Here is an 18,392-nt window from a genome sequence, read left to right on the forward strand (position 1 = left end):
TCAGCCAGGCCGCCTGATATGGCATTTTTCCTTTGGTTTCTGGCCTTTGTGGCGGTTTTCGCGGTCGGGTCGGTTCTCGCGATCTATTCCTATGGCCGCTTCGCCCGCAAGGCGCGCGGCGCGGCATCGTATTGCCTGCCCAAAGCCGAAGACCAAACCCCGCTCGACCGGATTGTAGCCCCGCTTGAGGCCGCCCATCCCGGCCAGACCGGGCTGGCGCTGGGCTTCGACAACCGCGAGTCCTTTCTTCTGCGCCTGCAATCGGCGCGGCTGGCCCGGCGCAGCCTCGATCTGGTCTATTACATCTGGCGCGACGACATGACAGGGCGGCTGCTGGCGCGCGAGCTGATGGCTGCGGCGGATCGCGGGGTGCGGGTGCGGCTGCTGCTCGATGACGTGAACGCCCAGGGGCTGGACCCGAAGTTTCGCGCGCTGAACGGGCATCCGGGCATCGAGGTGCGGCTGTTCAATCCGATTCGCAACCGCGGCAATGCACTGCGCCGGGGGCTGGAAATCCTGCTGAGTTGGGTGCGGTTCAACCGCCGGATGCACGCCAAGTTCTGGATTGCCGACGGGCGGCTGGCGATCACGGGCGGGCGCAATATCGGCAACGACTATTTCGACGCGCCCACTGATTTCGGGCGCCGCCCCAACCGCGATGCCGATATCCTGATGCTCGGGCCGTTGGTGGACGAAGCGGGCACCCTGTTCGACAGCTACTGGAACAGCAGCGAGGCGCTGCCGATCGCGGCCTTCTGGCGCGATTACGAGGCCGGGCTTGAGCGTTTTCGCCGTCGCCTCGCCGTCAACGCCCAGCGCCCCGCGACACGCCGGTATCTGGAAAGCCTCAAGCGGCTGGACGACACGCTTGTGGACGGCTGCCTGCCCGGGAACCTGCAGTGGGACAAGGGCGCGCGGCTGGTGGCCGATCCGCCCGAAAAGGCCCTGGGCCTGGGGCAGCAGCACTGGAGTCCCGGCCAGCTTGTCCCGGTCATGCAGAGCGCACAAGAGCGGCTCAGGGTGATGACCCCGTATTTTGTACCAGGCCGCGCAGGCATGGCGCAGCTTGTCGGGCTTGCCCGCAAGGGTGTCCGGATCGAAGTGCTGACCAACGCGCTTTCCGCGACCAACCATGTGGTCGTTCACGGGGCCTATCGGAGTTATCGGCACGGGTTGCTTTCTGCCGGGGTCCGCCTGCGCGAATTCGCCGCCCACGACAGTGGTGAAATGCTGCACAGCAAGGGGTTTTCGGTAGATGGGCGCCAGGCCTTCGTCGGGTCGTTCAATTTCGACCTGCGCTCGGCCTTCCTGAATATCGAGGCCGGGGTGTTGTTCGAGGCACCGGCCCTGGTGGCGGAATTCGATGCCGAGTTCGACCGCTGCGCGGCCCCCGATCAGGCCTATTCCCTGGCGCTGGGCCACAAGGCGCGCGTGACCTGGACGCTTTGCCGCGGGAACGAGGGCAGGCAGACGATCCTGCTGGCCCATGAACCAGAGGCCCCGGCGCTGCGGCGCGGGGCCTCCTGGCTGATCGGCATGTTGCCGATCCATTCATATCTCTGAAGCGGGCAGCGGCCGTGGGGGCCCTTGTCGGGCCGACACGCCGCCGCGCCGGGTCAGACTGGCTCAGGCCAGGGCGATGTTGGCCGCCGATTCACGACCGTCGCGGCCGGTTTCCAGATCGAAGGTCACTTTCTGACCATCGTCCAGACCGCGCAGGCCTGCGCGCTCAACGGCGCTGATATGCACGAACACGTCGCGCGAACCGCCATCGGGCTGGATAAAGCCGAAACCTTTGGTGGAATTGAACCATTTCACGGTGCCATTAGCCATCGTGATGTCTCCTGTCATGTATGCTACCCGCGGAAGTGCGGCAGCTTGGCTCAGTCAGTCCATAATCGAGTGACTGTGGCCGTAGACGGAGAACAGTGGTCGATAGTGAGTAACGTCGCATCCCTCAGATAAGCCATTCCCCGCCCCGTTACAAGGGAAATCCAAAGCGCTGCCCAGAAAATCGCAAGCAAGCCCCGAATTCACGCGCCCCGCATACCGGCAATAATTTGCCTGTTTTTTCAATGAGGTTAGCGGCGATCCGCCGGGCGCTTCCAAAGCCAGCTCGCAGTCCTTGCCAAGCGGTTGAACATAGGACGTGGGCTGTTAGGTGCAGAAAGACCCGGCTCAAGGTCTGCTTTCGGTGCTGTTGCAACCGTGTCCGAGCGCCGGGCTGGCAAATGCACAAAGGAGCAGTCATGCAGTTCAGAAAACCCCTCACCGCGATTGCAATCATCCTGGGCTTCGGCGCGGGCGCGGCCCTGCCGGCAATGGCCCAGACCGGCGATATGCCCGCGGCCCCTGCCCCCACCGCCCCTGCCACCGACTTCTCGGAAGAGCAGCTGATGGCCTTCGCCGAAGTTGCGGTCGAAGTGTCGGAAATCCACGAACACTACGCGGTGCAGCTTGACGCCGCCGATTCCGACGCCGAACGCGAAGGGCTGATCGAGGAAGGCAACGCCGCAATGCTGGCCGCGGTCGAAGAGGCGCCGCAGATCACTGTAGAGGAATACCTCGAAGTCGGCGAGGCCGCCGCGGTAGACCCGGAGCTTGGCCAGCGGATCTCGATGATCATCCAGGAGATGACAGCGCAGTGACATCACGCGCACCCGGCGCCGCCACACGAATTCAGGTGCTGGCGCCGGGTTTCCCGACCACAAGGCGCAGATAATTCAGGCTGCCGCCTTCCGGGGCTATCAGATAGGGCATCAAGAGGCCCGCCACCGCATTGCGCAACAGGTATTGCGGAAGGAACGCGCGCGCCAAAGCCGGTGTCAGCCCCTCCATGAAGAATTTCGTGGCCAGCCGCTGCAGGCGCTGCGTGGTTGGCCTGACCTGCGGTGTCAGGTCTCCGGTGGCCAGCCGTTTCAACCCCGCGCCTGCCAGGGCGGTATCCCACGCCGGCAACGGGCGAAAGCCGTCGGCCACGACCATGGCAACCTCGGTCAGCCGGGTTGCGGTGGCGATATCGTCCGGCAGCGCCTCAAGCGGGGCAGTGCGGTATCCATCGTAGACGATCAGCCGCCCGCCAGGACGCAGGACACCCGCAACCGAGTGCGCCAGCGCGTCAAGATCACGCGCGTGGCACAGGCACTCCACCGCGAAGACCAGATCAAATTGCGCGCCCGCCTCGGGGGCGAGCGCCTCGAAACTGCCTTGCCGGAACGTGATGTTGCCCATCCCGCGCGCGGCCTGCCGGGCCTCGGTCACATGCCGTTTCAGCAGGTCCAGCCCGACGAATTCGACATCGGGCATCGCGCGCGCCAGATGAAGGCTGTTGAACCCGACACCGCAACCCAGTTCCAGCACGCGGCCCGCGCCGGTCGCCGCAATTTCCGCCGCCACGCTGTCGGCCTGCCCGAGATACCCCGCCCGATCAAACTGCCCATCGGGATTCAGGGCCATGTGCATACACCCGTCGCGCGAATGCACCTGCCGGAAACCGAACGCCGCCTGACGGTAGTATTCCGTCACCAGATCGCGCCCTTCATCCCCTAGCACACGCGCAATGCCAAACCGGGTATCGACAAGCCCCAGCGCCCGCGCCAGCGGCATGGGCTGGGCAGAGACTGCGCGCAGGGGCGACGCCGCGCTTGCAGGATGACGGACAACTGACAAATCCATTTCTCCGCTTGAAACTCTTACCTGCGAAAAACACGTTAGAGAGGCAGCACCCCACACCATATCGTGCCAAGGTTGTTATGCCACCTAAAAATGCCGAAGACGGATTTTCCACCAGCCTCTGCAGCACAGGAAAGCCGACTGCGCGCGCGCCTGATAAAAGATGCACCTTCGGCGCGGAAACGGGCACTTTCGGCGCAATTGAAACCCAATCTGACGGGAGGGCGAAATGCAGGCGAGGCAACGAAAAGCCACAGCACCGGGCGACAGTGTCAAGCTCGCCGACGAGGCGCTTTTCCGGCAACAGGCCTATGTCAATGCCGAATGGGTCGGCCAGCCGCAGCTTGATGTCACCGACCCCGCCACGGGCGCGGTGATCGGGGCGGTTCCCGCGCAAAGCGCCGCCGAAGCGCGCGCAGCGGTCGATGCGGCCCATGCCGCGTTTCGGCCTTGGGCCGGGCTTCTGCCACAGGAACGCGGGGCGCTGTTGCGCCGCTGGTTCCGCCTGATCGAAGACGCGCGCGAGGATCTGGCGCGGCTGATGGTACGCGAACAGGGCAAGCCAATTTCCGAGGCACGCGGCGAAATCGACTATGGCGCCTCTTTCGTCGAGTTCTACGCCGAAGAGGCCCGGCGCCCGAATATCGAGGGGATTACCTCGCACCTGCCCGATGCCGAGGTCGAGCTGTGGCGCGAACCCGTGGGCGTGGCCGCGCTGATCACGCCGTGGAACTTCCCTTGCGCGATGATTACCCGCAAGGCCGCCGCGGCCCTAGCGATCGGCTGCCCGGTGGTGGTGCATCCTTCTAGCGAGACACCGTTTTCAGCGCTGGCGCTGGCGGAACTGGCTGCGCGCGCCGGGCTTCCTGCGGGCGTGTTCAACGTGGTCACCGGCGCACCGCAGGAGATCGTCGGCGAATGGTGCGCGGACCCTCGGGTGCGGGCGCTGTCCTTCACCGGCTCCACGGAAATCGGGCGGCTGCTTTACAAACAGTCGGCGGCCAACATCAAGCGGCTGGTGATGGAGTTGGGCGGGCACGCGCCCTTCATCGTCTTTGCCGACGCCAATCTGGATCAGGCTGTGGAAGAGGCGGTTAAGGCCAAGTTCGCCACCTCGGGGCAGGATTGTCTGGGCGCCAACCGCTTTTACGTCGAGGCCACGGTTTACGACGAGTTTGTCGCCCGCTTCACCGCCGCCAGCCAGGCATTGTCGATCGGGCCGGGCATGGAGGACCCTGACATCGGCCCGCTGATCAATGCCCGTGCCGTCGCCAAGCAGGAAGAGCATGTCAAGGACGCGCTGGAACGCGGCGCGCGGCAGATGTGCGGCGGCCCGCGCCCCGATCTCGGACCGCTCTACTTCGCGCCGACCGTGCTGGCCGATGTGCCCGACGAGGCGCTGATCATGCACGAGGAAACCTTCGGCCCGGTCGCGCCCATCGCGCGCTTCACCGACGAGGCGGACGTGATCGCACGCGCCAACGCCACCGAATACGGGCTGACCGCCTATCTGCACAGCCAGAACCCGCGGCGCATCTACCGCATGAGCCGCGCGCTGGAGTTCGGGATGGTCGCTGTGAACCGCACCAAGATCACCGGCGCGCCGATCCCCTTTGGCGGGATGAAGCAGTCGGGCCTGGGCCGCGAAGGCGCCCGGCAGGGGATGGAGGCCTTTTCCGAGGTCAAATACGTCTGCCGCGACTGGCGCTGAACGCGAGCCCCCCCGGCGGCGGCCCTGCAGCGCCGCCGGGGGGCATTTTCATCAGATCGGGTGCAGGATCATTGTGGCCACCGTATAGATAAGGACAGCCACGAAGAATGCCGTGATGCCCCACAGTTGAAGTTTTTCGCGCATGGAAGTTGCCCTTGAAGCACCCTCCGGAAAAAGCTGACGCGCCTTTTCGGTTCGGAGATGCGTAAACCCGGGAACTGCCGCGTCTTGCCTGTTTCAGCGAAAGACCGAAACACGGCAGGCGAGACAGTGAAAACGTCGTTCAGGTTGTCACGCCGGGCGGGCCGCGCGCGCCGGGCAGCAGGGGTTTTGTGCCGGTGGCCCCTCTGCGCCCGCCATGGCCCGGCGGCAGAGCGCCGCGCACCAAGATGGCGCCGGCCACATCCGCCAGCGCAGTTTCACCGGTTTCCGCATTGTCCTGGGCTTCGGCGGGCAAGGCCATGGCGGGCGGCAGCACCGCCGCCGGCAGCGTTTCGGGAAGCACCGACTTGCCGTGCGGCGTTTCGGCTTCCGCCTGCCGGGCCTGGGCCGATGGCTCGCCCGACACGGCCGGCAGGGTCAACGCCAGCAACAGGGCCGCCGTGAGAGCGCCGCATATTCGGGTGAGCAGGGTCAAGCGCATGTGTCCATGAAAGCGGTGCGATGCCCCTTATCTGGCCCTTCGCCCGCCACGGCACAAGTGCACTGGCGCAGATACGGCCAGATCAGTCGCCTGCGCATCCATCACCTGCTGGCGCGCGGGCCGAACCGCACGCCAGCGTCATGTTGCTGACCGCTCAGAGCAGCTTCAGATCACCCGCCGAAGAGCGCCCGTCGCGCCCGGCCTGAAGCTCGTAGCTGACCTTCTGGTTGTCGGCCAGGCCGGTAAGGCCCGCACGCTCGACCGCCGAGATATGGACGAAAACATCCTTGCCGCCATCATCAGGTGCGATGAAGCCGAACCCTTTCGAGGCGTTGAACCATTTTACGGTGCCGGTAGGCATTCCGTGTCTCCTGTTTCAGTTTTCCCGCAGCGGTATTGCTGCGGGTCGTGCAGCCAGGTCTTCCTTATCCGGCTGCCTGGAGTACAGGAGGCGGTCTTGCGAAAGTCTGTTGTCACAGGGGCGAGTTTGCCTGATCCACGCAAAAAATCAATATCCGCGTTCGCAGCACCACTGCCCTGCCCTTTCATTCATGCACAGGCGCTGTGCCCTCCGCCCCTTTCCCCCGCGGCCGCGATGCTCTATCTGAGGCGCGAACGCTAAAGGTGAATCCCCATGAGCTACGAAAATCCGGGTCCGGTCGAGGAAAACTGGCGCGATGCCATCTCGCCGATCGAGGAAATCATCGAAGATGCCCGCAATGGCCGCATGTTCATCCTCGTCGATCATGAAGACCGGGAAAACGAGGGCGATCTGGTCATTCCCGCCCAGATGGCCACGCCCGAGGCGGTGAATTTCATGGCCACCCACGGGCGCGGGCTGATCTGCCTGTCGCTGCCGGGGGCGCGCATCGACGCGCTGGGCCTGCAGCTGATGTCGACCAAGAATTCCTCGCGCCACGAAACGGCCTTCACCATCTCGATCGAGGCGCGCGAGGGGGTGACAACCGGCATCTCGGCGCATGACCGCGCGCGCACCATCGCCGTGGCGATCGACCCGACCCGCGGCGCGGCCGATATCGCCACGCCCGGCCATGTCTTTCCGCTGCGCGCGCGCGAAGGCGGCGTGCTGGTGCGCGCGGGCCATACCGAAGCCGCCGTCGATGTGGCGCGGCTGGCGGGGTTGAACCCCTCGGGCGTGATCTGCGAGATCATGAACGAGGACGGCTCCATGGCCCGCCTGCCCGATCTTGTCGGGTTCGCCCAGAAGCATGGCCTCAAGATCGGCACGATCTCGGACCTGATCGCCTATCGCCGGCGCCATGACAATCTGGTCAACGAAAAACTGGTCAAGCCCGTCAATTCGGCCTATGGCGGCGACTGGCTGATGCGTGTCTTCGCCGACGAGACCCAGGGCGCCGAACATATCGTGCTGACCAAGGGCGACATCACCACCTCTGATCCGGTGCTGGTGCGGATGCACGCGCTCAACCCGCTGGAGGATGTGCTGGGCATCGACCCCACCCATGCGGGCGAGCTGCAATCGGCCATGCGCGTGATTGCCGCCGAGGGGCGCGGCGTGGTGGTGCTGCTGCGCGATACGGCAATGCAGCTTGCGATGGAGGGCGCGCATTCGCCGCATACGCTGCGGCAATACGGGCTGGGCGCGCAGATCCTTGCCGCGCTGGGGCTGGGCCGGATCGAGCTGGTCACCAACTCGGGCGTGCCGAAGGTGGTCGGGCTTGAGGCATACGGCCTTTCGATCAAGGGCACACGCCCCATCCCCAAGGAGTGACAGTCTGATGGCCGGTTCCGAAACCCATCACATCCTCGACCTGCCCGCATTCGACCAGCCGGTGAAGCTGCTGGTCGTCGTCGCCCCCTATTACCGCGACATCGCCGATGCGCTGATCAAGGGGGCCGAGGCCACGCTGCGCAAGGCCGGCGCCACCTGGGAGATGGTCGAAGTGCCCGGCGCGCTCGAGGTTCCCACCGCCATTGCCCTGGCCCATGAGCGCGCCAATTTCGACGGATATGTCGCTCTGGGCTGCGTGATCCGCGGCGAGACGACCCATTACGAGACAGTGTGTAACGATTCCTCGCGCGCGCTGACGCTGCTGGGGCTGCATGGCGCCTGCATCGGCAATGGCATCCTGACGGTGGAAAACCGCGATCAGGCCGTCGTGCGCGCCGACCCTAAGGGCCAGAACAAGGGCGGGGGCGCCGCATCGGCGGCGCTGCACCTGATCGCGCTGGGGCGCAAATGGAGCGCGCCACGCGGCAACGTGGGGTTCCGCAGCAACGAAAGCTTCCGCATCGCCGGTGACAGCGAAGGATCACAAAGCGCATGACCAGCAAGGAAGATCGCCAGCGCGCGCGCTCGGCCGCGCGGCTTTACGCCGTGCAGGCGCTGTTCCAGATGGAGGCCGCAGGCCAAACCGTCGAAGCCGTGCGCCGCGAGTTCGAGGATTACCGCATCGCCGCCCCGCAAGAGGACGAAGGCGAAAGCCCCGACGCGCATATAGGGCTGTTTCGCAGGCTGCTTGACGATGCCGTCAACTGGCAGGCCAGCATCGACCAGCTGACCGACCGCGCGCTTGTCGCCAAATGGCCCATCGCCCGGATCGACCCGACCCTGCGCGCATTGTTTCGCGCCGCCGGCGCCGAGATGACGCAATCCGACACGCCGCCGCGCGTGGTCATCAACGAATATGTCGACGTCGCCCGCGCCTTTTTTCCCGAAGGCCGCGAGGCAAAATTCGTCAATGCCGTGCTCGACCACATGGCGCGCGAGGCCCGGCCCGAAGCGTTCTGAGGGGACTTTTGAAAATTCGCGCGGCGCCCCCCGCACCGGCGGCTTTTTGCCGCCCGCGTCAGCCCGCCGCAGGCCAGCATCTTGCCGACCGGCGCTCGGACGTTACCTTTCAGAGGGAACGTAACGCCAGGTCCGCGAGGTCGCCCATGCCCGAACTGCCCCAGCTTGTCCGCCTTTACATCCGGCAGGTCGCCATCGGCTTCGCCATTGCTGCGGGCTTTGTCGCGATGCTGCTTGTGTTCAATGTCGCGAATCTGCAGCACCTGATCTTCAACACGCAGGGCGGCTGGCTTGCCCTGTTCCTGCTGTTCTTCTTCAACGGGCTGGTCTTTGCCGGGGTGCAGTTCGGCATCGCAGTGATGAGCATGGCCGAAAAGCCGCGCCCCGGCGGCGGCCACAAGCAGCCCTTGCCCATGGCCGATGCCTTCAGCCCGCAGCCCGTGCGCATTCCGCGGCCGAGCGAGGCCGCACCTGGGCGCCGCCCCGAAGGCTGATCGCATTGGTCGAAAGGAATGGGCGGCGGGCCCGCAGCATCCGTGGAGGCGTGAATTTCCCGAGAGCCTGAACATTCAGGTGGGCGCCAGGTAACGAGGCCAGGACCCCGACAGAGCCAGCCCCCTCGGAAAAACTTATCGGCCACTGGAAAAGGGCCTCTCACGAAACGAGCAGAACCCGCCATCCACAGAGATAGGCCCAGCCGGGCGCCACTGCAAGGGTTGCCTTGTGTTCATGACTTGTTCATATTTTCCCCATGCCGCAGGATAACCTACAACTCGCCCCCGGTCAGCGCATCGCGCGCGGCGTCTGCCGGCATCTGGCGGGCCACGGTTTTGCTTGCGTGGAAGAGTTGGCGCCCGCAACCGGGCTGCGCGTCGATGTCATGGCGCTGGGGCCAAAAGGCGACATCTGGATCGTCGAGTGCAAGTCCGGTCCGGCCGATTTTCGCGCTGACAGGAAATGGATGCACTACCTGCCCTGGTGTGATCGCTTCTTCTGGGCCGTGGATGCCGATTTCCCGACCGAGCTTCTGCCAGCCGACAGCGGCCTGATGCTGGCCGACGCCTTCGATGCGGAGATCCTGCGCCACGGCGCCGAGGCGCGGCTGGCCCCGGCGCGGCGCAAGGTGCTGGTACAAGCCTTCGCACGACACGCCGCGCGCCGGCTTCAGGCGCTGCGTGACCCTGGCGTCAGGGCTTTTTCGCCTTAGCCGAACGCGGCTTCCTGGCAGGCTCGGGTTTGGACGTGACGGCCCGCGCGCGTTCGGCCGCGCCGATCAGTTCCTGGGCAATTTCCTCGGCCTCGTCAGGGTCGAAATCCAGCGGCAGATCGATACCGTCGCCGGTGACGAAGATTCGCACCATTCCCAGCGTGGTCGGCCCGATCTGAAGCCCCGCTGCCACGTCGCTTTCGCTGTCGATGCCCATATCGCTCTCCGCCTGTGGCCCATGCCTGTCACGACAGCCGCAGTTACGCCCCTTCGCCGCCGTTTTCAAGCGCGCGCCCCTTGCATTCAGCCGGACCCGGCGATAAATCACCGCCAGTGCCGCCTTAGCTCAGTTGGTTAGAGCACCAGATTGTGGATCTGGGGGTCGCCCGTTCGAGCCGGGCAGGCGGTACCATCCAACATCTTGAGTTCCTTTCGGTTTTGTTATCGCGGCGCGATCCGCAACTGGTGTGGTTTGCAGGCGGTTTGCAAAAGCCGCGCTGGGCGAGGCCTCGAAAGCCCGCATCGCCGCCACAGCTGCGGCCTTGGTGCGCTTGCGGTATCGTTCGAGAATCGAGTGCGCGCTTTTCAAAGTGTGGCCCGTAATCGCGCATATGTGGCCTATCTCGCAGCCTTCGGCCTCGAACAGGAGCGTAACTGTCGTCCCGCGCAGATCACGCAGCTGCAGCCGCTCGGCTGGATCGGCACGCCAGAGACCGGCCACCTTCATGTGCGCCGCCCAGGCTTTCGAGAGCGCCTTGTCATTGCCATCGGTGAACCACGGGCGGCCGTCGGCCCTGGTCAGTATGTAGGGGCCGGATCGCGGCATAGCTTCGAGCATTTGGCGCAGCGCTCTGGTACAGGGAATTTCGACAGGCTCACCCGTCTTGCGTTGGGTCAGTCGGATCACCTCGCCGTCGTAGTCTGCCCAGCGCATGCGGATCACGTCACCGTAGCGCTGGCCCGTATGCATGAACAAAATCATGGCCCGCTGCAGTTCGACCGGAGCCCCGTCCATGAACCGCGTCACGTCCGCCTCGGTCCAGATCACATCCGAGCGATCGCCATGGTGCTGTCGTTCGAAACCTTCCGAAAGCGGGTTGACCCGGATACGGCCACGCCTCTTGGCGCGCTTCAGGATCATGGATAGCAGTTGCATGGCATTGTCTGCCTCGCGCGGCGTGTCGAGCCCCTGCTCTTCGTGCCAGTCGAGGAACACGCCGGCAGCCTTTGGCGAGTCGAGCGCCCGCAATGGCATGTCTCCGAAGGCCGACTCGAGCTTACCGCAAAGGCGGCTATACTCTCGCTGTGTGCTGGGCGCCTTCTTGGCGAAATGCGCGCTGCGCAGATACTCAGCAAGTTCATTTGCCAGCGTTGCGGCCCGCTTAGGGCGCAAGGCCTCCGCCTCTGCATAGGCACGCAGAAACTCGGGGCTGCCCGGCTCACCCGGCAATGCCGTTTTGGTTCCACGGTGATAGCGATAAACGCGGATCTCGCCACTCGCGAGCCTCTTCTTGGTCGTGTTGATGCCACCAACCTTAATCCGCACCACGCCGTCCTCTTTGCCATCGGTCCAGTGCCGCGTCAGCTTCCGATTCGACCGCACCAGCGAATTGCACCTTAATGATCTTTCCCGGCTCGATCGTGAAGCCAGAGATGGGTAGACCAGTACGACGAGCCGTTTCGAGGACGCGCTCGATTTCCTGCCGGGTCGCCAGACCGACATTCTTCGCTCGCTTTCTCTTCGCGCCCTCGGTCATTTGTTACCTCTTACGCGCGCCCCGCCACTGGCGCAGCGGCCAGGCGGCAATCGTCATGGCTCGGCAAGTGCTCGACCTTGTCGGCCGACTCCCTGGCGCATTGCGTGGCCACGTCTCCGCCATGCGAGGTGGCGATCAGCGCCAAAGCCGAGGAATGCAGCCCGGCGAGCACTAGGTCGGGGTGGAGGCCACGAACCATGATAAGCTGCGCGGCCAGGTCATCGAGTGCGGCGGAAACCAGCTTCGCGGCTTGATCCTGCTGCTTGTCATCCATCGTCTCTACTCCGTTACACCCCCGGCCACCGGCGCGGCGGCCGGGGTCTGTGATGCCTCACGCCGAGGAGGCTGACGCGGCACCTGCGGGTGTTTTTCGCCACCGCCCGCCGGGCGGCCGGCCCACGAAGGCCGGCATGCCATTCATGCATCAGGCTCCTGGGTTCATGACCCAGCCGCGCCAGTCGACGAAACCGGCGGCGAAATCGATCCGCCCTTTGACCTCCATGCCGTCGACCTCGAAGCCCATCCGCGTCTCGATCTGGGGCCCGCGCTGGCCGCGCAGGTAGCCATGGATCAGCGCTTCCGGGCGCCCCGGCTCGGCGGCCAGATACCAGCGCGTCTCGCTCGCAAGGCGCGGCTCGACGATCACCTCGAGCCGGCGCGCAAAGGGGTTCACGTTCTGGACCTCGGCCGCGTAGAGCTGCGAGGTGGCCTGCAGCGCCTCGGTTTCCTTCTCCGGGCTGACAATGATGTAGCGCGGCACCACCGCGATCACCTCGCCGCCCATGCCGCGCTGGCGGCGCAGGATCACCATCGCCTCGGAGAGCGCGTCGATATCGATCACGGAAGCCTGGCCGATGTTGACCCGATCCTCGTGGAAGACCGGCAGGGTATCGGAAAGCGTCGGGCCGGTCCCGGCGTTGTCCTCGAACAGGCCCACCAGCAGGCCGGCCTCGGTTTCCGCCGCGCCGGTGCCGAGAATGCTCGTGATCTTGTCGAAGGCCCCCTCGGCATCGTTGACCAGCGCCTGGCGCGTCAGCGCGAAGATGCGCCCATAGGTCGCCAGCCGCGTCTTCTCGCCGCTGTCTTCGAGCGTGCCATACTTGAACTCGCCGCTCTCGAGCGTCTTCTCGAAGGTCATGCTGCCCTGCAACCGGGCGCTGGTCACCTCGCGGAAGTCGTCGAAGGTGCGCTCGCGGCTCACCCGCTTGAAACCCGAGGCCGCGGCCTCGTAGTGATCGAGCACCCGTAGGTTCGCGACATTGGCAAGGATAGCCGGGAAGTCGCTGGTGGAATGGTAGCCCACCCCCGAACGCATCTGCAGAGCGATCTGCAGCGCCTTGGCCGGCCCGCCCTGCACCCTGATATCGTGGATGCGGCAGAACTCGGCCGCCATCTCGGGCACCGTCATGCCGGCGAAGTCGCGCGCGTCCTGCGAGCACTCGTGCCGCGCGGGATCGAGCCGGTGCAGCATGGCTCCGCTCATGGCGCGGGCCAGCAGGCCGTCCCGGTTGTTGCCGGTGATGGAAGGCTCATGCGAGCGGCCCTGCATCGGATCGCGGTCGGCCAGCTTGTCGAGGATTTCGTGGCGGGCCTCGGACTCGCTCAGGCCGCGCCCGATAAGGTCTTCGGCCAGGTCGTCTCCGAAGTTGTGGTGCGCCACCAAGGCGCGGATCGTGGACGCCGCGCTGGGCACGGTGTTGGCGCCGGCATCCGGCGTGGTCGTTGCATGTTTCATCGGTTTCTTTCCCTGCTCGAGAATTTCCGGCGCCTCGCCGGCATGGTCGCCGCGGATCCCTGCGGCCGGGTCGGCGCCAATTGCGACGGCCGAAATTTCCAGCGGCTCCCAATCGACAGCCCGGTAGAGCGCTCGCTCGCCCCCGTCGTTCCGGTCAGCCTTGGCGACACGCTCAAACTTGTGCACGCGGTAGCCTACGCTCACGCGCCGGATGATCCCGGCCTTGATGTCGCGCCAGAGCGACTCGACCTCGTCCCGATCCGACAGCCGGATCGTGGCGTAGCCCTTGCCGGACTCGATGCGAACGCTGCCTTCGACAACTACCCCCAGCACCGCGCCGAGGTCATGGGCGCGATGCGTTTCCAGAAACGGGGCGCCGCTGTTGAGCGCCTCGAGGCGCAGCGCCTTGTCATCGACGACCAGTTCCTCGTCGTATTCCTCGTCGCGCATCCACGAATAGCGCCGCACCATGGCGCCGGTGGTCCAGACCACCTCGAAGGTGCGCTGGGCATCATTGACCGTGGCCGGCGCTACGGCCGCCGCCCGGGTAGCGATCGCGCCCGTAAGCTGCGGTCGACCTACGAGCTGCTCGTTCATTGTCTGCCTCCAATGATCGTCCATTGTTTCGCTGATCGTCATGACTGCGCCTCCCCGCGATCGAGGCCCAGCTCATCCGCGCGGGCGAGCACCGTCAGAGCCGCCGCGGTGACGTTTACCAGCGCCAGCACTTTCACCGGATGCGCATTGCGCAGGGCCTCCGAGGTCGGGTCGGCCAACTGCGCAGCGATGAAATCCTGCAGTTCCGCCACCGGTCCTGCGAACCACCCCATCCATCGCTCGACTTCACCGTGGCGATCCGTGCCGGCAAATTCGATGGCCCCTATCCATGCCGCGACCTCGAGACCCACCACGTCGTTCGGGTGCGTGCCGTATCGCGTGCTGAGATAGCCCCACGCGTTGGAAACCATTCCGGCCGCATCATCGGGCCCGATTCCCCCGCTGGGTCCGTTTATCGCCGCGTCCTGTATGCGCAGCCGCCACGCGTGGCTGATGTCGAGCTCTGCGCGAAACCCCGGATTCGGGTAAGGCAGCTGCGCCCGATCACGGAGCTGGTGCAGCCGTTTCGTCGTGATCCCGGCGCAAAGCGCCACCGCTGCTGGTTTCATGGCCGCCTCCATTTGCTGGATAGCATCTCGCAAGCATCCCACCCGGTCAATACCCCAACTGAGGACAAGCCGTGGCAGTGCTCCAAAGCTCCGGTATGCTCAGGTTTTCAATTGCTTGCATTACTAGGAAGCCTTGCGCAAATATCATTGGCCGCCCATGGAGCGTGACCTTTCTTGTCGGCCCCGAGGCACCGCCAGGCCGGCGCGCAGAACCATAATGGTCAAGGATCGGAGCGAGCGCAGCGCGCGGCACGCAGGGAAAAATGCTGTGGAAATGGCTTGCACCCCCCTGCCCTCCCCGCTTGGGTCCTTCCTGGCGCGCGACGTATGCGGGGGGCAGAGGCGCTATAAGCCGCTAGCGGCAAACGAAAATTCTGGGTTCGCACTTTGGGTTCGCAGGTTCGCACCTACCACGCACCACCAGAAAACGAGGATGGACTGTGGGGCGCTTGAGACCGCAGCCCTTCCCCTGGGGCGGCTTCTTCTGGGCGAGCATCTTGTTGCAGAAAAGGACATTGAGATGACCTGCGGCGAAGTCGACGTCGTGGCGCGAGCCATCCAGGCCGTGCCCAAACGACTTTGACGAGGCACACACGAGGCGCATCAATTTTCTTCCCGACGGCCTTTCGGTCGCCAAGCTCCTTGCAATGGAACAGCGGTGAGTCAACACTGATGCTCAGAACCACAGAACTACGACACGGATGTCACCTAAGCATGCTCCAAAGACTCTTCACGGCGCTCACGACGACACTGTTTCTCGCCCCGCTAGCCACACCGGCGCTGGGAAACATCCCACAGCCTGTGATCGAGCAATGCAATGCGACTGCGACAGCGTCGAGCCTGCCAGATTGCCTGAAGGATGGTGCCATCGCATATGAAATGCTTGAACTTGTGCGCTCTGAAGATTTCTACGGATCCGCCGCGGCGCCCGTCATCTCGGAATGCGAAGACCGCAACGAGACCTTCTCGACAACGTGGTCGTGCTTTCAGCGCGCCGCTGACAATGCGGCTGAAACCCGAGGCCTCATCGGTGTCGACAACATCGCCGATCGCTGCATCGCAGGCATCTCGGACGAAGCACTCGCACCCCGGATCCGCGAGATCTACCGGGAGCGACGGAGACAACTCTATCCCAACGGAGGGTTCTACTCCGGCAATATGTTCTACCCCTTCCAGGGCTGCCCGGAACCCGTGGAGCCCGAGGGTTCTGCTTCGGCCGACACCGTACCTGAACCAGACGAGACGGCCAGTATCGGCCCAGATGGCTGTGCCGCCCTTAATGAAATCGAGGCGATCATCGCATCGCGATCGGCCGGGAAGCTTCGAGAGCTCAGCGCGGAACTGCGGGACATTGGTGATCCCGACGCGCGCGAGCTTGGCGCGGCAACTGGGCTTTCAGAGGGTGCGGCGGACTACGTCCTGAGCGGCGATGATGATCGCGGCTGGACAATCGCCGCAACATTGGGTGTGTTTCTTCGGGCTCACCATCCCGAGCTTCTCATGGAGTTCTTCCAACAACACGAAACCACATCACCACATCCTGGCGCTGACATGGGCGATGCGATGGCCCAGGCCTTCGTGACAATGATCATCGACGCCGCTGACGATCGGTTTAGGAGTGAATGCGGCGCGAGCTAGGGCGGACTCCGGACCTTCTCTGCGAGTGCGAGCTAACAAAGCCCGCGCACAGAAAGCCGACATTCAGAAGAGGCCGAACTCAAACAGTGGACTGCCGTGCCGCAAGACGGCGACGTGACCACCGCGGACGGTTCAGGCCACAGTGCGCTTGGAGTTGGTCAAGTAGGTCTCTTCAGAAAAGACCCCTTTATAGAGGCTTTCCTCCAGGAAGCTGAGGACCGTTTTTAGGTCGCGCTTGACGGAGGGTAGAACAACGCGACCACCGTCTTCGTCAAGCGTAAGCCCTACGGTATTTGCACGGGCGATCTCTGCGGCATCATAGTCTACCAAGATTCCCGATTTATGGATTCCCCGCATCAATTTTCAGCAGCGTTCATCCATCTGGTTGTCGAAACCGTCTCGGCTCAATTGATATTACTGCGCATTGAGCAACTACCAGCTGCTCAATGCGGGAAATCCCTAGTATCCGCCAGGCGTTAGCTGACATTAATGAGGTCGAAAAAGACTTCTTGACAGGATTTAGGGAATTCAAGCGCCCCTAGATTTAAAAACTGATTTCAATCGCCCATTACGCACTCTCATGAACCCAGCGCGAACAGTCAGATCGCCACTACTCTTCAGGCTCATGACGCGAAATCAATTTAGAGATTTCGGCGAGTCGATATTCTAACATTTCTACGCGCCGACTTGCCGCTACTAGGTCTTGAAACAATTCTTCCCTGTTGTGAGTCGAGGATTGCTCAAACTCTCGCTGAGCGTACTCTCTCGCTTCCAACGCCGCCGACATCTCCATTCTAAGCTCACGAATCTTTTCTGATCGAAAGGCAGGTCGGCGGCGACCAAAGTCATTAGTCCTTTCTGCAGAAATGCCGTCTCCGTACCGACCAAGCCTCTCAATGTCTTCGGACGATATCATATGGCTCCGTTCATCGTCGGCTATACGTGCGCCATGACTTAAAGCGTTTCTTCTGTATGTCAGGTAACTTTCGCGCTCACGATCATACAGAAAACGTTCACGTTCACTCAGGTCCTCCAACGCATTTCGCCTGCGCCTACGGACGGCGTAGCTCGCATGAGCATCCTCGTGTTTGGCGGTCTCAGCTGCTCGAACTTCGTCGATAGCTCCCTCCGATATTTTCCCACCAATGTAGTTGCTTGCAACTGCCACGAAACTGTCAGGAGTATAAAACTTCACATGCTTGCCGGTGAACCTGTTAAACTCAGCAATCAATTCTGGCCTAGGCGAAATGGTTTTTCCACTCTTCTCCAACCACCAATCTTCTTTTCGGTCGTCCGTCACGAACACGACATGCTTATCCTCTGCTTTCGCCATTTCCAAAGTCTGACGCCACAGGACGAAGTCTCCGTAAAGCCGCTGCTTATCGTCTGAGGTCTGTGGGTCTTTCACTTTACCAGCGTCCATATAGCCGGGCGGAACTTTGCGATTGTATCGATCTTGACCTTCCTCAAAGAGAGCCTTCATCGTGTCTTCATCGAACTCACCTCCCGACCGCTCATCAAAAATCTTGGCTAGTCGGACCAGCACGTCGTCTTGCGTCATACGCTGTTCGATTGTCTGACCACTTGCATCGAGTTCCTGCTCAATTTTCGTAATCGTTTCTTCCAGCTTGCTTGCGCTTTCCGCTGAGATGAAAGGGTGCCCTCGATCAGTCGAGAACTGACGCTTGATGGATGTCAGGGCACGCTTCATGTCGTCGTAAGTTTTCTTCTGGTCCGCAATAACGGAGATGCGATTTCGAAAGAACTCGACTCCAGCCTGATGAGGTAGCCAAACCCGCTTTTTGATCCTTTCGAATTGAGAGAACAGCGCATCTCGCGTGGTGTCCGAGTACCTGTACATATTCAGAAGTGTGTTAGCGTCGAAGACGAACACACCACTGGCCCAAATCTCTTTGACCTGATCATCGTTCAGCTTGAAATGGCCCAAAAACTTCGATTTCACACTTCACCTCATTTTCGATGGCTATCTATCAAGCCGCCACGATCTAATCACCAGAAGCGGCTTCTTGGCAACCGTCACTGAGGTCATGTATCGACCCAGTGAAAACCTGCTCATGCTACAAGGGAGG

20 protein-coding genes, 1 tRNA gene and 1 other RNA gene are annotated in these 18,392 nt (G+C 63.2%); 11 read left to right on the plus strand and 11 right to left on the minus strand.

Going from position 1 to position 18,392, the window contains the following annotated elements:
- Positions 1 to 18 precede the first annotated feature (18 nt).
- Complete coding sequence (locus DQ229_RS09710) at positions 19 to 1,563, plus strand: phospholipase D-like domain-containing protein (RefSeq protein ID WP_114966081.1); 1,545 nt, start codon at positions 19 to 21, stop codon at positions 1,561 to 1,563.
- Positions 1,564 to 1,626: 63 nt separating this feature from the next.
- Here the strand turns inward: DQ229_RS09710 and DQ229_RS09715 are convergent, their stop codons facing one another.
- Complete coding sequence (locus DQ229_RS09715) at positions 1,627 to 1,833, minus strand: cold-shock protein (protein ID WP_114966309.1); 207 nt, start codon at positions 1,831 to 1,833, stop codon at positions 1,627 to 1,629.
- Between the two features lie 416 nt (positions 1,834 to 2,249).
- Between DQ229_RS09715 and DQ229_RS09720 the strand changes: the two genes are divergently transcribed.
- Positions 2,250 to 2,648, plus strand: a complete 399-nt coding sequence (locus DQ229_RS09720; RefSeq protein WP_162300817.1) for a DUF4168 domain-containing protein — start codon at positions 2,250 to 2,252, stop codon at positions 2,646 to 2,648.
- 31 nt (positions 2,649 to 2,679) lie between these two features.
- Here the strand turns inward: DQ229_RS09720 and DQ229_RS09725 are convergent, their stop codons facing one another.
- On the minus strand, positions 2,680 to 3,606 hold the full coding sequence (locus tag DQ229_RS09725; protein WP_162300818.1) for a class I SAM-dependent methyltransferase: 927 nt from the start codon (positions 3,604 to 3,606) through the stop codon (positions 2,680 to 2,682).
- Between the two features lie 295 nt (positions 3,607 to 3,901).
- Here DQ229_RS09725 and DQ229_RS09730 point away from each other — a divergent pair, with 295 nt between their 5' ends.
- Complete coding sequence (locus DQ229_RS09730) at positions 3,902 to 5,383, plus strand: NAD-dependent succinate-semialdehyde dehydrogenase (RefSeq protein WP_114966084.1); 1,482 nt, start codon at positions 3,902 to 3,904, stop codon at positions 5,381 to 5,383.
- 283 nt (positions 5,384 to 5,666) lie between these two features.
- Here the strand turns inward: DQ229_RS09730 and DQ229_RS09735 are convergent, their stop codons facing one another.
- Complete coding sequence (locus DQ229_RS09735) at positions 5,667 to 6,026, minus strand: hypothetical protein (RefSeq protein ID WP_114966085.1); 360 nt, start codon at positions 6,024 to 6,026, stop codon at positions 5,667 to 5,669.
- A 154-nt stretch (positions 6,027 to 6,180) separates the two neighbouring features.
- Positions 6,181 to 6,387, minus strand: a complete 207-nt coding sequence (locus tag DQ229_RS09740) for a cold-shock protein (RefSeq protein WP_114966086.1) — start codon at positions 6,385 to 6,387, stop codon at positions 6,181 to 6,183.
- A gap of 273 nt (positions 6,388 to 6,660) precedes the next feature.
- Here DQ229_RS09740 and ribB point away from each other — a divergent pair, with 273 nt between their 5' ends.
- The 4 genes from ribB to DQ229_RS09760 all read left to right on the plus strand — a co-directional run bounded on the left by ribB (position 6,661) and on the right by DQ229_RS09760 (position 9,293).
- Positions 6,661 to 7,779, plus strand: a complete 1,119-nt coding sequence (gene ribB, locus DQ229_RS09745; RefSeq protein WP_114966087.1) for a 3,4-dihydroxy-2-butanone-4-phosphate synthase — start codon at positions 6,661 to 6,663, stop codon at positions 7,777 to 7,779.
- A 7-nt stretch (positions 7,780 to 7,786) separates the two neighbouring features.
- On the plus strand, positions 7,787 to 8,335 hold the full coding sequence (locus DQ229_RS09750) for a 6,7-dimethyl-8-ribityllumazine synthase (RefSeq protein WP_114966088.1): 549 nt from the start codon (positions 7,787 to 7,789) through the stop codon (positions 8,333 to 8,335).
- Entirely contained in the window at positions 8,332 to 8,799 is a 468-nt protein-coding gene (gene nusB, locus DQ229_RS09755; protein WP_114966089.1) for a transcription antitermination factor NusB, read from the plus strand. The genes DQ229_RS09750 and nusB overlap by 4 nt, the downstream gene beginning before the upstream one ends.
- A gap of 146 nt (positions 8,800 to 8,945) precedes the next feature.
- Positions 8,946 to 9,293, plus strand: a complete 348-nt coding sequence (locus DQ229_RS09760; RefSeq protein ID WP_338014166.1) for a hypothetical protein — start codon at positions 8,946 to 8,948, stop codon at positions 9,291 to 9,293.
- A gap of 24 nt (positions 9,294 to 9,317) precedes the next feature.
- On the opposite strand, the gene ssrS is transcribed toward DQ229_RS09760, so the two are convergent.
- A non-coding RNA gene (gene ssrS, locus DQ229_RS09765) (6S RNA) lies at positions 9,318 to 9,474 on the minus strand.
- A 76-nt stretch (positions 9,475 to 9,550) separates the two neighbouring features.
- On the opposite strand from ssrS, the gene DQ229_RS09770 reads away from it, so the two are divergent.
- Positions 9,551 to 10,006, plus strand: coding sequence for an MmcB family DNA repair protein (locus DQ229_RS09770; RefSeq protein ID WP_114966090.1), 456 nt, complete (start codon positions 9,551 to 9,553; stop codon positions 10,004 to 10,006).
- Here the strand turns inward: DQ229_RS09770 and DQ229_RS09775 are convergent.
- Positions 9,987 to 10,223 (minus strand): DUF6324 family protein, encoded by a 237-nt coding sequence (locus DQ229_RS09775; protein WP_114966091.1) that lies wholly within the window; start codon positions 10,221 to 10,223, stop codon positions 9,987 to 9,989. The two genes, DQ229_RS09770 and DQ229_RS09775, sit on opposite strands and share 20 nt — an antisense overlap.
- A gap of 118 nt (positions 10,224 to 10,341) precedes the next feature.
- Here DQ229_RS09775 and DQ229_RS09780 point away from each other — a divergent pair.
- Together DQ229_RS09780 and DQ229_RS16495 are read left to right on the plus strand one after the other, a co-directional pair.
- Positions 10,342 to 10,418 (plus strand) — tRNA-His (locus tag DQ229_RS09780).
- A gap of 201 nt (positions 10,419 to 10,619) precedes the next feature.
- Positions 10,620 to 11,153 (plus strand): hypothetical protein, encoded by a 534-nt coding sequence (locus DQ229_RS16495; RefSeq protein WP_238381023.1) that lies wholly within the window; start codon positions 10,620 to 10,622, stop codon positions 11,151 to 11,153.
- Between the two features lie 388 nt (positions 11,154 to 11,541).
- Here DQ229_RS16495 and DQ229_RS16500 read toward each other — a convergent pair whose 3' ends face one another.
- From DQ229_RS16500 to DQ229_RS09800, 4 genes are all read right to left on the minus strand, one after another.
- Complete coding sequence (locus tag DQ229_RS16500; protein WP_162300820.1) at positions 11,542 to 11,763, minus strand: hypothetical protein; 222 nt, start codon at positions 11,761 to 11,763, stop codon at positions 11,542 to 11,544.
- 10 nt (positions 11,764 to 11,773) lie between these two features.
- Positions 11,774 to 12,037: a hypothetical protein gene (locus tag DQ229_RS09790; protein WP_114966092.1), complete on the minus strand. Its 264-nt coding sequence runs from the start codon at positions 12,035 to 12,037 to the stop codon at positions 11,774 to 11,776.
- A gap of 150 nt (positions 12,038 to 12,187) precedes the next feature.
- A complete protein-coding gene (locus DQ229_RS09795) occupies positions 12,188 to 14,095 on the minus strand; it encodes a prohead protease/major capsid protein fusion protein (RefSeq protein WP_162300821.1) in 1,908 nt (635 codons plus the stop codon).
- A 38-nt stretch (positions 14,096 to 14,133) separates the two neighbouring features.
- Positions 14,134 to 14,664: a hypothetical protein gene (locus DQ229_RS09800; protein ID WP_155326489.1), complete on the minus strand. Its 531-nt coding sequence runs from the start codon at positions 14,662 to 14,664 to the stop codon at positions 14,134 to 14,136.
- A 714-nt stretch (positions 14,665 to 15,378) separates the two neighbouring features.
- On the opposite strand from DQ229_RS09800, the gene DQ229_RS09805 reads away from it, so the two are divergent.
- Complete coding sequence (locus DQ229_RS09805) at positions 15,379 to 16,302, plus strand: hypothetical protein (protein WP_155326490.1); 924 nt, start codon at positions 15,379 to 15,381, stop codon at positions 16,300 to 16,302.
- A 610-nt stretch (positions 16,303 to 16,912) separates the two neighbouring features.
- Here DQ229_RS09805 and DQ229_RS09815 read toward each other — a convergent pair.
- Entirely contained in the window at positions 16,913 to 18,265 is a 1,353-nt protein-coding gene (locus DQ229_RS09815) for a PIN-like domain-containing protein (RefSeq protein ID WP_114966097.1), read from the minus strand.
- Between the last annotated feature and the right edge of the window lie 127 nt (positions 18,266 to 18,392).

Origin of the sequence: Alkalilacustris brevis, assembly GCF_003350345.1 — a bacterium.
Classification (GTDB): domain Bacteria; phylum Pseudomonadota; class Alphaproteobacteria; order Rhodobacterales; family Rhodobacteraceae; genus Alkalilacustris; species Alkalilacustris brevis.